The sequence below is a fragment of the Streptomyces sp. STAM6 genome (genome assembly GCF_054963715.1).
The window spans coordinates 1-10,627 of sequence record NZ_JBUEFZ010000066.1 but is presented as its reverse complement, the minus strand read 5'-3'; the positions used below and the strand labels follow the sequence as shown (position 1 = coordinate 10,627).

The 10,627-nt window shown below is 71.3% G+C and carries 12 protein-coding genes; 6 read left to right on the top strand and 6 right to left on the bottom strand.

Going from position 1 to position 10,627, the window contains the following annotated elements; all coding sequences use genetic code 11:
* Positions 1-194: 194 nt before the first annotated feature.
* Both ACY34K_RS33415 and ACY34K_RS33410 read right to left on the bottom strand, forming a co-directional pair.
* Complete coding sequence (locus ACY34K_RS33415) at positions 195-560, bottom strand: MmcQ/YjbR family DNA-binding protein (RefSeq protein WP_462753961.1); 366 nt, start codon at positions 558-560, stop codon at positions 195-197.
* Positions 561-724: 164 nt separating this feature from the next.
* The gene (locus tag ACY34K_RS33410) at positions 725-1,312 is read right to left on the bottom strand and encodes a hypothetical protein (protein WP_462753959.1); all 588 of its coding nucleotides are present in this window, start codon (positions 1,310-1,312) and stop codon (positions 725-727) included.
* A 291-nt stretch (positions 1,313-1,603) separates the two neighbouring features.
* Between ACY34K_RS33410 and ACY34K_RS33405 the strand changes: the two genes are divergently transcribed.
* Positions 1,604-2,524: a DUF4232 domain-containing protein gene (locus tag ACY34K_RS33405; protein ID WP_462753957.1), complete on the top strand. Its 921-nt coding sequence runs from the start codon at positions 1,604-1,606 to the stop codon at positions 2,522-2,524.
* Positions 2,525-2,526: 2 nt separating this feature from the next.
* Here ACY34K_RS33405 and ACY34K_RS33400 read toward each other — a convergent pair whose 3' ends face one another.
* The gene (locus ACY34K_RS33400; RefSeq protein ID WP_462753955.1) at positions 2,527-2,781 is read right to left on the bottom strand and encodes a WhiB family transcriptional regulator; all 255 of its coding nucleotides are present in this window, start codon (positions 2,779-2,781) and stop codon (positions 2,527-2,529) included.
* Positions 2,782-2,983: 202 nt separating this feature from the next.
* Between ACY34K_RS33400 and ACY34K_RS33395 the strand changes: the two genes are divergently transcribed.
* Positions 2,984-3,646 (top strand): hypothetical protein, encoded by a 663-nt coding sequence (locus ACY34K_RS33395; RefSeq protein ID WP_462753953.1) that lies wholly within the window; start codon positions 2,984-2,986, stop codon positions 3,644-3,646.
* A complete protein-coding gene (locus tag ACY34K_RS33390) occupies positions 3,643-4,143 on the top strand; it encodes a hypothetical protein (RefSeq protein WP_462753951.1) in 501 nt (166 codons plus the stop codon). The genes ACY34K_RS33395 and ACY34K_RS33390 overlap by 4 nt, the downstream gene beginning before the upstream one ends.
* A 248-nt stretch (positions 4,144-4,391) precedes the next feature.
* Here ACY34K_RS33390 and ACY34K_RS33385 read toward each other — a convergent pair whose 3' ends face one another.
* Both ACY34K_RS33385 and ACY34K_RS33380 read right to left on the bottom strand, forming a co-directional pair.
* On the bottom strand, positions 4,392-5,621 hold the full coding sequence (locus ACY34K_RS33385; protein WP_462753949.1) for an acyltransferase family protein: 1,230 nt from the start codon (positions 5,619-5,621) through the stop codon (positions 4,392-4,394).
* A gap of 7 nt (positions 5,622-5,628) precedes the next feature.
* On the bottom strand, positions 5,629-6,594 hold the full coding sequence (locus ACY34K_RS33380) for an NAD(P)-dependent oxidoreductase (RefSeq protein WP_462753947.1): 966 nt from the start codon (positions 6,592-6,594) through the stop codon (positions 5,629-5,631).
* Between the two features lie 396 nt (positions 6,595-6,990).
* Here ACY34K_RS33380 and ACY34K_RS33375 point away from each other — a divergent pair, with 396 nt between their 5' ends.
* The 3 genes from ACY34K_RS33375 to ACY34K_RS33365 all read left to right on the top strand — a co-directional run bounded on the left by ACY34K_RS33375 (position 6,991) and on the right by ACY34K_RS33365 (position 8,962).
* Positions 6,991-7,746 (top strand): GNAT family N-acetyltransferase, encoded by a 756-nt coding sequence (locus ACY34K_RS33375; protein WP_462753945.1) that lies wholly within the window; start codon positions 6,991-6,993, stop codon positions 7,744-7,746.
* A gap of 166 nt (positions 7,747-7,912) precedes the next feature.
* Positions 7,913-8,245 carry a hypothetical protein gene (locus ACY34K_RS33370; protein ID WP_462753943.1) on the top strand — a complete coding sequence of 111 codons (333 nt, stop codon included), beginning with the start codon at positions 7,913-7,915 and terminating at the stop codon, positions 8,243-8,245.
* 171 nt (positions 8,246-8,416) lie between these two features.
* Positions 8,417-8,962: a S1 RNA-binding domain-containing protein gene (locus ACY34K_RS33365; RefSeq protein WP_462753941.1), complete on the top strand. Its 546-nt coding sequence runs from the start codon at positions 8,417-8,419 to the stop codon at positions 8,960-8,962.
* A 232-nt stretch (positions 8,963-9,194) separates the two neighbouring features.
* On the opposite strand, the gene ACY34K_RS33360 is transcribed toward ACY34K_RS33365, so the two are convergent.
* The gene (locus ACY34K_RS33360; RefSeq protein ID WP_462753939.1) at positions 9,195-10,256 is read right to left on the bottom strand and encodes an AI-2E family transporter; all 1,062 of its coding nucleotides are present in this window, start codon (positions 10,254-10,256) and stop codon (positions 9,195-9,197) included.
* Positions 10,257-10,627 lie beyond the last annotated feature (371 nt).

Sequence of the window (10,627 nt, the reverse complement as noted above, 5' to 3'; positions counted from 1 at the left end):
CGTCGGCCGCGTCCGGAAGGGGCGCGGGCCGCACCCACACGTCGAGGACGGTTCCGTCGCCGTAGAACCGGAACACCTGGACGCCCGCGGCGAAGATCCCGCTCAGTGTCGCGGACCGTCTGCCGCCGTGGCGGCGGGGAGTACGCGTCATCCCCGGATTGTCGGGGGAACCCCGGCGCGAGTACAGCGGTATTTCACTTACCGGTCCCCGCACCGGGCCGCAGTTCGGGGTGTGCCTCGGCCAGCCGGTCCGGCGCGGCCTGTCTCCAGGAGTCGACGAGGATGTCGCGCAACTCGTCCACGTCCTCCAGGGCGGCCAGCCGCACCCGCACCCACGCCGAACTCGCCTCGTGCGGCGGCACCCAGAACTTCTCCGGCTCGGCGGCGATCAGCTCGGCACGCTCGAGCTTCGGGCAGCGCACGGCGAACGAGGTCTGGTCGTCGGGGATCGTCACGTACATCTTTCCCGCCACCCGGAACGTGGGGATGTTCCACGCTTCCTTCTCCACCGTCTCCGGAAAGGACATGGCGATACGACGGACGTCTTCGGCATCGATCATGGGCACCACGGTAGCCAGCAGCACTGACAAGCGCCTCGACACCCGGACCCGCCGGGAGGTGCGCTGCTGGTGACGGACGACGCGGCGGCGGGCCGACAGGCCCCCATCCCGGGAGCGGCGACCGGATCAGGAATAGGCGACCGGATCAGGAATAGGCGACCGGATCAGGAATAGAGGATGGGGACGCCCCGCCGGAGCGAGTGCTGAGCGGCGCGCAGGTACAGCGCGACGTAGAACGCCGTATCAAGGTCGTCGCTCCACCGTCCGGGTCGGGCAGCAGCCAGTCGCTTCGCCGAACCGTCCATGAACCATGCGGTCAGAGCGAGATTGTGGGAGGGCTCGGGGACTTCCGGCGGCAGTTCGACCGCTGCCGCCAGCCTCTGCGCGACGGCCAGCACCTGAGGAGCTCCGGCAATCATGGTCGACTCCGCATGGCTGTTCTCCAGGGGCAACCAGATCTCTTCGTCGAGCGACAAGGGAACCAGTACCGTCCAGCCGCACACGGTCTCCACTTCCTCGGGCGAGAGGTGCGCGGCGCACAGCGCGCCGAAACCGTCCATGGAAGGGATCAGCTTCTCCTCGAAGGACTGCCCCGACCCCCGCGCGACACCCTTCTCGGCGGGCACCGGAGCGTAGGGCGGCAGACCGCGCTGCCTCAGCTCCCCGTTCAGCGCCGAGGCGACCTCACCCCACCCGTCCTCCTCCTCACCGAACCAGTCTTCCGCACTGACACTGAACAGATAGATGCCCATCGCCGCAACGTACCGCGCGCCTCTGACGGGCGGCTCGACAGCCGGCCGCCTGGTCGGACGAGCCGGAGCCGCGTTCCTCGTCGGCGGCGGCCACGACCACGGCGTGGGGATACCGCCGGGCGCGCAGACGCCGGGGACCGGGACGCCTCGCACGGCATGCGGCAACGGGCGGACCGGAGATGTGTCCGCGGCCACGGACCGAACCGGGCCGGCCGAGGTTGTGACACGCCTGTGACCGGGGGTGTGGCTTCCATCACGGCCCGGTGACCAGGCACTTGGTGGGGTGGTCCGATGCGTACGAGATGCCTTCGGGCCCTTTCCGCCGCCGTACTCCTGAGCGCCTCGCTCCTGACGGCGTGCGGGACTCAGCGCATCGACTCACCGGGCGGCGACGCGACCGGCGGCCGCGGTACCGGGACGGGACCGTCCAACTGCCCCTCCGTGCCCGGTGATCCCACCGACGCCGCGAAGGACGGCGTCAGGATCATCAGCAGGAGCGGGGCGGCCTGCCCGGGTGCGCTCGCACCGGCCGCCACCGAGTTCGAGATCACCCACCCCGAGGCCGAGCCCTACACGTACACCATCACCTTCGACGTCCTGTCCGAGGCCGGAGAAGTACTGGCGAACACGGAACAGACCGTGCCCTCCGTCGGCCCCGGCGGGACGGCGAGGCGCACCGTCGAGTGGTCCGCCGAGCGGCCCGAACCGCAGGGCAGGGGGCGTGTACGGATAGCGGAGGTCCGGCGCGTCCCCTCGGACGAAGCGCCGGCCGCGACCGGCCCCTGCCCGCGCTCCGGCGTCCGCGTCACGGCCGACGAGGGCGACGCCGCGATGGGGCTCCGCGTCGTGGGACTCCACCTCGTGAACTGCGGGACCCACCCTTACCGGGTCAACGGCTACCCGATCCTCGAACTCCGTGACGAGGACAGGCAGAAGGTCTCCGGGGTCCGGATTCTGCGCGGGAGCGGAGGCATCGCCACCGTGGACGGCTTCGACACTCCGCCCGGGCCCGTGACGCTGAAGCCGGGCGAGGCCGCCTCCTCGAGCCTGATGTGGCGCAACACCACCGGGGCGGGGACTGCCGTGAACGTCCCCTACGTCCGGGTCACGGCCAAGCCCGGCGCCCAGCCGGTGACGGTGACACCGGAACTCGACCTCGGCACGACCGGGAAGCTCGGCGTCGGGCCGTGGAAGAAGGACGTCACACCGTAGCCCTAGGCCGCGGGACGGTCGCGCCGCCGGGTCCGGCGCCTGAGGGCCCGGCGTTCGTCCTCGCGGAGCCCACCCCACACGCCGGATTCCTGGTTGTTCTCCAGCGCCCACTCGAGGCACTGCTCCCGGACCGGGCACCGTGCGCACACCTGCTTGGCGGCTTCGGCCTGGATCACGGCCGGCCCGCCGGTGCCGATGGGAAAGAACAGGTCGGGATCCTCGTTCCTGCATTCCGCGTACTCGCGCCAGTTCCGCACGTGCGTCTCCTTTCCGGGTCCGTTCGGCGCACAGCTTCTTCGGCGCGCCTCCTGTCGCGGGTGACCGCAGGCCCGTCGGTGAAACACGGCAGTCGTGGGGCACTTCGCGGCGCTCTTCCGCTACGGGCCGTTTGTTCATGGCAATCGAGGCAATCCGCGTGACGAACGGACGAACCACCTGAATCGAGAGAAGAAGGCAGTCATGTCCACTGTCCTCATCGCCGCCGCGACCCTGATCGTGGTGCTTGCCTGCGCGGCCGTGGCGTTCCACGTGTGGCGGACACGCGCCGGCGGCACACGGGGCTACGCGCTGAAACGGCGCTTCGGTCCCGAGTACGAACGCACCGTCGCCCGCCACGACGGAGACACCACGGCCGCCGAGCGCGAACTCGCGACCCGTGTCGAACGCTACGGCACGCTGAACATCCGGCCGCTGAACCCCGAGACGCACCGGCGGTACACGGCCCGCTGGTCAGTGGTGCAGGAGCGGTTCGTGGACGCGCCCCGCGAGGCCGTCACCGAGGCCGCCGAGCTGATCGCGTCCCTGGCACAGGAGCGGGGCTTCCCCCACTCGGGCGCGCACGAGGAGCAGGAAGCCGCCCTTTCCGTGCACCACGCCCGTCACATGGACGCCTACCGGCGACTGCGACGCGCCGCGGCCCGCCCCGACGGTACGCACGCCGACACCGAGCACCTCCGTACCGCACTGATCGACGGCCGCCGGCTGCTGAAGGCGCTGACCGAGGCCCGCCCCACCACGCGGGACCACACACGGCCCGCCCGTGCACCGAAGACGGCCCCGGCCCGTCACACCGGATTCCATCTGCCCCGCTCGCTCAAGCCGAAGGGAAACGACGCGTCATGAGCCTCGACCCCGCGCAGGTACCGCAGAGCAACTCACCGCAGCACGGCGACCGGAACCGGAGCGGTTCCGGCGCGCGCCCCCGGCCTTCGGGCGAGCGTCCCGGGCCCAGGAACACCGCGGCACGGCCGGACCCGGCGGTGTTGCCGGTCCACCCGACCCCTCCCGAGCATCACACCGGCCCGGTGCCCAACGGCGACCACCTCACGGCGCCTGCCGTCAGTGGCAGCGACGCACTGGTCGCGGACGCCCGCCGCGACATGCTCGCCAACCGTATGCGGCACGCGCTCACCGGCTTCGTCGACGACCCGCGGGGCGCCGTGGAGGAAGCCGCCGGGACCATGGAAGAGGCCGCGGAACAGGTCGTCGACGTTCTCACCGAGCAGCGCAGGAAGCTGCGCACGGCGTGGGACGGCCCCGCGGAGGCGCACGACACCGAGCGCCTGCGCCGCACCCTCCAGGCCTACCGCGAACTCACGGACCGGCTGCTGCGCATCTGAGAGCGCGACCGGCGTTCACCATCCCACCGCGGCCGACCCCGTGGGCGCCGGCCGGAGCGATCCGTCCGCCGAGTCCATGGGCTCCGAGTCCACGGCTCCGAGCCCATGGCTCGAGCGACCCGCCTGCACGCCTTCCCCTCCTCCGGTACGCGGCCGCCCCCGCTGCGGTCGCCGTGACAGTCCACGACGGACCGATGCCGGCGGCCGCGCCGCCGGCAGCACCCCTCCAACGGCAGTGCGGCCTGACGTCACCGTGAGGACTCGGAGATGGCCCCGTCCGCGGGACTCGCGCTGTTGCCGTGGGACACGATGGCGGCGGACGACGCCCTCGCCGGCGCCGGTGCCGGCGAGAGCGCCGGGGGGACCGGCCCCACCGAGCGGAGCAGACGCTCCAGCGGATGCTCCGCCCAGTGGTACGCGCACGCCGACAGCACCAGGCTGATGCCGATCACCAGCAGCCAGATCTGGACCGTACCGAGTACGGACTCCGTCTTCCCGTACCGCGCCACACACACCCGGATCACGATTTCGTGGATGAGGTACCAGGCGAACGACCAGTGCCCCAGCCGTACGGCCAGGACACCGCCCAGCCCGGTCCGGCGCCCTTCGCCGTCGGCCCGGGCAGCCGCGGCGACGAGCAGTGCGAAGAGGGGGGCCGACAGCAGTTGGGACGCGGTGTACGGGCTGTACCACAGGCCGTCGGGAACAGCATGTGACCAGGGGATGAGCGCACCGTGCCAGGCGACCACCAGTGCCACCGCCGGCCACAACCCCACCACCGGCCGCCTGCCCCGCTTCACGGCGAGGCCCGTCACCACACCCAGCAGGAACTGCAGGGTGCGCGTCAGCGGCAGATAGTCCAGGGCCCACACCCTCACCTGCCCGTCGTCGATCAGCCCGCCGGACAGCCACGCGAGCGGTGCCGCCGCGCAGACCACGACGGCGACCCACCGCCGCCCGCGGCCCGAACGCACAACGGGCCAGCCCATGAGCGCGGGGAAGAGCAGATAGAACCACGCCTCGTCGCTGAGCGACCACGCCGCCGGATTGCCGCCCTGAAGCACCACGGCATCGGGCACCCACGCGTGGACGAGCAGCAGGGACGCGACGACCGCCTTCGCCGACACGGCCTTCCCCAGCACCAGCCACACCACCACGGACAGCGCAGTCGTCGCCACGAGCAGCGGCCAGACACGGGCGAAGCGCCGCCACAGGAAAACCCCGGCGGGCACCCGCGCACCGTCGTACGTCCATGCCAGTACGAAACCCGAGAGCACGAAGAAGAAGGTGACGCCGCTGCGGCCGTACCAGACCGCGTCGCTGAGCCCCGGAAGCGGCCCGACCTGCCGCGACAGGTGATAGAGCACCACGACGAGAGCAGCCCAGAACCGCAGCCCGGTGAGGGAGGGCAGCCGATCCCGGCTCCCGAGGGCGGCGGACGGTCGGGTACGGGGACGGGCGGAAACTCTCTGTCGCATCAGGGGATTATTGGCCACTGCCCCGACCGGCGCGCACGACCGGTACCCCGTCCGGGCGGTCGGCGAGCAGCGCCGTCACGTGATCGGCGCAGCGGACTGCCGCGACGCTCATCGCCTCCCGGGTCATCCCCGCGACGTGTGGTGTGAGCAGTGCGTTCGGCAAGCCGAACAGCGGAGAGGCAAAGGCGGCGTGCTCGTGCTCGAACGTGTCGACAGCGGCTGCCGCGAGGGGCTGCCCGGGGTCGCGCAGCGCACGGGCCAGGGCATGCTCGTCGACGATGCCGCCCCGGGAGGTGTTGAGCAGCATCGAACCGGGTCGCATCAGCGACAGTTCCGCTGCGCCGATCATTCCTCGGGTTTCCGCCGTGAGCGGTAGGTGCACGGAGACCACGTCGCTGGTCGTCAGCAGCGAGGTCAGGGTGCCGACGCGGGGTACCGTGCCGTCGGCCGGGCGTCGCGAGAGTCCCTGGACCCGCATGCCGAGGGCCGTCGCCCGCTCGGCCAGTGCCAGGCCGATGCGGCCCAGGCCGACGATGCCCAGGGTCAGTTCCGACAACTCCACGGCCGGTGCGGTGGGGGTGCGCCATGTGCCGCGGTGCGCTGCCGCGTTGTGGGCGGGGATGTCCCGGCTGAGGGCCAGCAACTGCGCGAGGGTGAACTCCGCGACGGCGTTCGCGTTCGACCCGGGCGTGTGGGTGACGGCGACGCCCCGCCGTGCAGCGGCCGCCAGGTCGACGTGATCGGTGCCCGCCCCGGCCCTGCCGACCACGCGGAGCCGGTTCACCAGGGCAGGGTCGGTCGCCGCCGCGAGGGTTGTGGCGCGCAGGGGGACCCCGCCACGGGACTTCAGCGCGTGGTACCCGAGTCCGTCCCTGCCGATCTCGGTCACCAGGGCCGACTCGTCGAAGGCGTCGAAATCGGTGAAGTCCACCCGGCCGGTCCATCCGGCCCGTACCTCGTCGTGATTGGCCACCCGCCGAAGGTTGAGTGTGACGGCATGCCCGTGACCGAGCCAACGCGTCAATTCCTGCCCGAGCAATGGGCCGGGGGCCGCGTCCAGCAGTAGAATCCGAGCCCGCTCCATGTGAGGTCCCCTCTCGCTGCTTCGTGCTCGCGCCCGGGGATGTGGGACGGTTCGACGACCCTCCAGGCACGCACGCACCGATGATGACGAAGGACTGACGCAATGAGCCCGGCGACCCCCAGCGGCCGCCGCCGGCACTGAGCCGTCTGCCCAGCGGCAGTCACAGCCCTCAGTGTCGCCCGTGCCACCTCGCGGCGGCCCCCCGGGCGGTGCATGACGCACCGCCGGCCATTTCACCTGCCGTAGCGCACCCTGCTGTGCCATTGACGTGAGGTCATCATCACCGTGGACATCGACGTCCAGAACTTCGCCGCCACCAACCTGCGCCGCCGCCCCGAGGCAGCTGAAATCGGGGGCTTCGTCGCCGGTTTCGATCCCGCGACCACCAGCACGTACATCAACTACGCGACCCCGGTGCCGGGCGCCCGTCCGAATGGGCGGGACGTCGCGGCGCTGATCGAGGCATTCCGCGAACGGGGTCTCAAGCCCCGGCTGGAGTTCGCGCCGGACGGCGCGCCCGCCGTGGAGCACGTGCTCCGCACGGCGGGCTTCACCACCGAGGCGGTGCACGCGTACCTCGTCTGCACTCCCACCACAGTGACGATGCCGTCGAGTGCGGGCACGGTCCGGCCGGTGACTCCCCTCGGGGACGAGGACTACCTGGCGATCGATGCGGCGCTGTCCGAGACGTTCGCCGGGGAGTTCGCGCCGTCGCCTGAAGGAGCGGCCCGACTGCGCCGTGTCCAGGCGAGCGGCGGGGCCATCCGGTTCGTCCGCGCACCGGACGGCAGTTGCGCAGGTGCCGCCTCGTGCTCCGCGCCTGCCGTGGGCACGTCGGAACTCGCGGGAGTGGGCACCCGCCCCGCGTTCCGCGGCCGAGGTGTCGCCGCCGCGGTCACCGCGGAACTGACCCGGGCCATGTTCGAACGGGAAGCGCGGTCGGTCTGGCTGGAGTACTCGGGTGAGGGATCCCGCCGCGTCTACGAACGCGTCGGCTACCGGCCCCGGGGCACGCGCCTCTATATGACGCTGGAAGGATGACACAGGGCACGAGTGTCGGCCTCTGACAAATCCGATAGTGCGCGCACGGGGCGCGAACAGGCATGACGCTCATTCGCCAGGGTGCGCCACCCTTCCGTCGCGGACCCGTATGCAGCAGCGTCGGTGTCTCCAACAACGCCTCACACCTGGCGGAGAAGGAGTACGCGTGAACAGGTCCAAGCGTCCCGTCGTCACCCCCAAGGATCGTGGCACCGCCTTCACCGGACGGCTTCTCGATGCGACCTGGAAAGCGTTGTGTTTCGAGTGGCTGAGGTTACGGCGGACGCGGCACGTTCTCGCCGCACCCACAGCACTGCGCGACGAGTATCGTGCGGGCTTCTCGCTCCCCACCCCGGTCCCGATGCCCATGCTGACCGACACCTCGCACCCCTGCTCCCTGTGCCGCACGCTCTGTGCGGACGACGCGACGGACCCGGCGGGATCCTGCACCACCGCGGGCTGTGCCGACCACGGGCCGCCGGGCGACCGCGGTCGATGACGCGGGCGCCCGAGCGTCTCCCAGGGGTTGTCCGGCGGATCTTCATAGCGTTCTTCCGGTCACCCATGCTGAGGCGGCCGCTGCCGGCCGCCTCAGCCCCGCAGCCGGGGCAGAACGTCAGAGCAGGCTTCGCTCATGCCCGAAGCTGCTTCCGACCCTCGCCTGCGGTCCTTGCTCGACCGCCTGGAACCAGGCCCAGTAAGACGGGTAACGGTCATAGGCTTTGACGGATCGGACGCCTTGGCGGGCCTTGAGGACACCCAGGGGCGGACCGTTGAGGTGGGGCGTATCCCCCGGCACGAGGTGTCGACGCGTCACTGCGAGCACCCTTCGGAAATCCTCGCAGTGGGCCAGGAGACAGAGGCTGAAGAGATAGGACGCCGGCACGAAGGACAACCGCTGCTGTCAGCGAGGGCCTGTGAGAACCAGGAGTTGCGGTCCTTCCTCGTCGGTGTCCACCCCGGGCAAGTCGTCTCCGGAACGGTGTCCGTGGTGCACGATATCGGGGTCTTTGTTCATCTGGACGGAGAGCCTGACGGCTTCTGCACGGGGTTCATCCGGGTCCCGGACCTGTCCTGGGAACGGATTGAGCACCCCTCGGAAGTGGTGGAACCCGGTCAGCGGATCGCCGGCGAGGTGATCACGTCCAGCACGAGGCAGGGACAGGTCACCTTCTCGTTGAAGGCCCTGCAGGATCGCTCGCGGACCGGACACTGACCGAGCACGCAGCATGGAGGACGCAGAATTCGCAGCTCAGCCGCACTCACCAGGCGGCACAGAGGATCGCGTGCGCGGTATGGAGTGCAGCGCCGTGTCGAACACCGCGGCGCTCCGGGGGTACTCGGCACGTACCGGGGCCCCTCCACGCGCCGCGCCTGTGCCGTCCGTCGGGAGCGGCAGGACCACCCGGCGGCGTCGCGACGACTCGGCCCGGTGATCGGCGTGATCCTCAGCCCGGTTCGGTCCCCGGGGCCGCGGGCTGCTTGTCCCCCCGCAACGCCTGGCGCACCGCCCACACCACTGACACCAGTGGCACCGCCACGACCGCACCCACCACGCCCGCCGCGATGGTGCCGCCGATGACCGAGACGGCGACCACCACCGGATGCAGTTGGACGGCCCAGCTCATCACGATGGGGTGCAGCACGTGCCCCTCGATCTGCCCGATGATCACGATGAGGGCCACGACGATGCCCGCCACCAGCGGGCCTTTCGACGCCAGTGCCACGACCGCCGCCACGGCGAGCGCGATGGGCGAGCCGATGAGGGGGACGAACGCGGCGAAGAACTCCAGCAGCGCCAGCGGCATCGCCAGCGGCACACCGAGCGCCCACAGGGCGATACCGACGAGCACCGCGTTGATCGCCGCCACCAGGACGATGCCGTGCGTGTAACCGGTGAAGGTCCGCCACGCCGTCCTGCCGCCGAGTGCCACCCGCTGTCGCGCCGACGCCGGCAGTTGGTCGCAGAACCAGCGCCACTGCCGGGCCCCGGAGTAGAGAAAGAATACGGAGCAGAACAGCGCGAGGGCGCACACCGTCACGACCTCCAGCAGCCTTCGGCCGCCGCTCAGGGCCGTGGAGACGATGGTGGAGCGATGGCTGGACAGAAACCGCTCCACCCGCCCCTGGATGTCGGTCAGCGCGTCCGGGTTGAGGCGAAAGGGAGGACGCTCCAGCCACCGCTCGATCCGGTCCACTCCCGTGACGAACTCCTGCTGGAGGACCCGTCGCTCACCGGCGACCACCTCGCCCACCACGGCCAGAATGCCGAGGACCAGTACGATCGCGCCGATCAGCGACACGGCGACCGCCAGCGGCCGGGGCAGCAGTTGGGCCACCGCGTTCATCACGGGCCGCAGCACGGCCGTGACGACCAGGCCCAGGAACACGGCCACCCCGATCTCGTGGAACCGTCCCAGAAGGGCGAAGACGGCGTAGACCAGTGCTCCCACGACGAGGATGCGCCAGGCGTGAGCGGCGGCGGTGCGCAACGCCGGGAAGACGCGCACGCCTCCTTCGTCACCGCACACGCTTCCCTCGCCACCACCCCGGCCCTCCTCGGCCGTGCGGTACGCCGCCCTGCCCGGCCGCACGCCGCGTGCCACCGTCCGCGCGGCCGCGCGTGCCCGCCACTGCGGGGAGAGCCGGCGCGGTGGCCGGTGCGGTGCCGGTCGCGAGGACCCTCGCGAGGAGCGGGGCACCGACGGGTCGCGTGAGGACCGGGCACCGGCGCCGCCGGACGGGGCCGCGGCGCCCGGATCACTGGAGGGAGGTTCGGTGGACACCCTCACCTCGTACCACCCGGGTCCGGCGAGCCGACGAGCGGCGCGCGCGCATTCGCCCGTACGACGGCCCCCGGCCCGGCGATCAGTGAGGCTGG

Coding starts and splice junctions, on each gene's coding strand:
- ACY34K_RS33415 (WP_462753961.1), bottom strand. CDS start 560: ATGATCGATGCCGAAGACGTCCGTCGTATCGCCATGTCCTTTCCGGAG.
- ACY34K_RS33410 (WP_462753959.1), bottom strand. CDS start 1,312: ATGGGCATCTATCTGTTCAGTGTCAGTGCGGAAGACTGGTTCGGTGAG.
- ACY34K_RS33405 (WP_462753957.1), top strand. CDS start 1,604: ATGCGTACGAGATGCCTTCGGGCCCTTTCCGCCGCCGTACTCCTGAGC.
- ACY34K_RS33395 (WP_462753953.1), top strand. CDS start 2,984: ATGTCCACTGTCCTCATCGCCGCCGCGACCCTGATCGTGGTGCTTGCC.
- ACY34K_RS33390 (WP_462753951.1), top strand. CDS start 3,643: ATGAGCCTCGACCCCGCGCAGGTACCGCAGAGCAACTCACCGCAGCAC.
- ACY34K_RS33385 (WP_462753949.1), bottom strand. CDS start 5,621: ATGCGACAGAGAGTTTCCGCCCGTCCCCGTACCCGACCGTCCGCCGCC.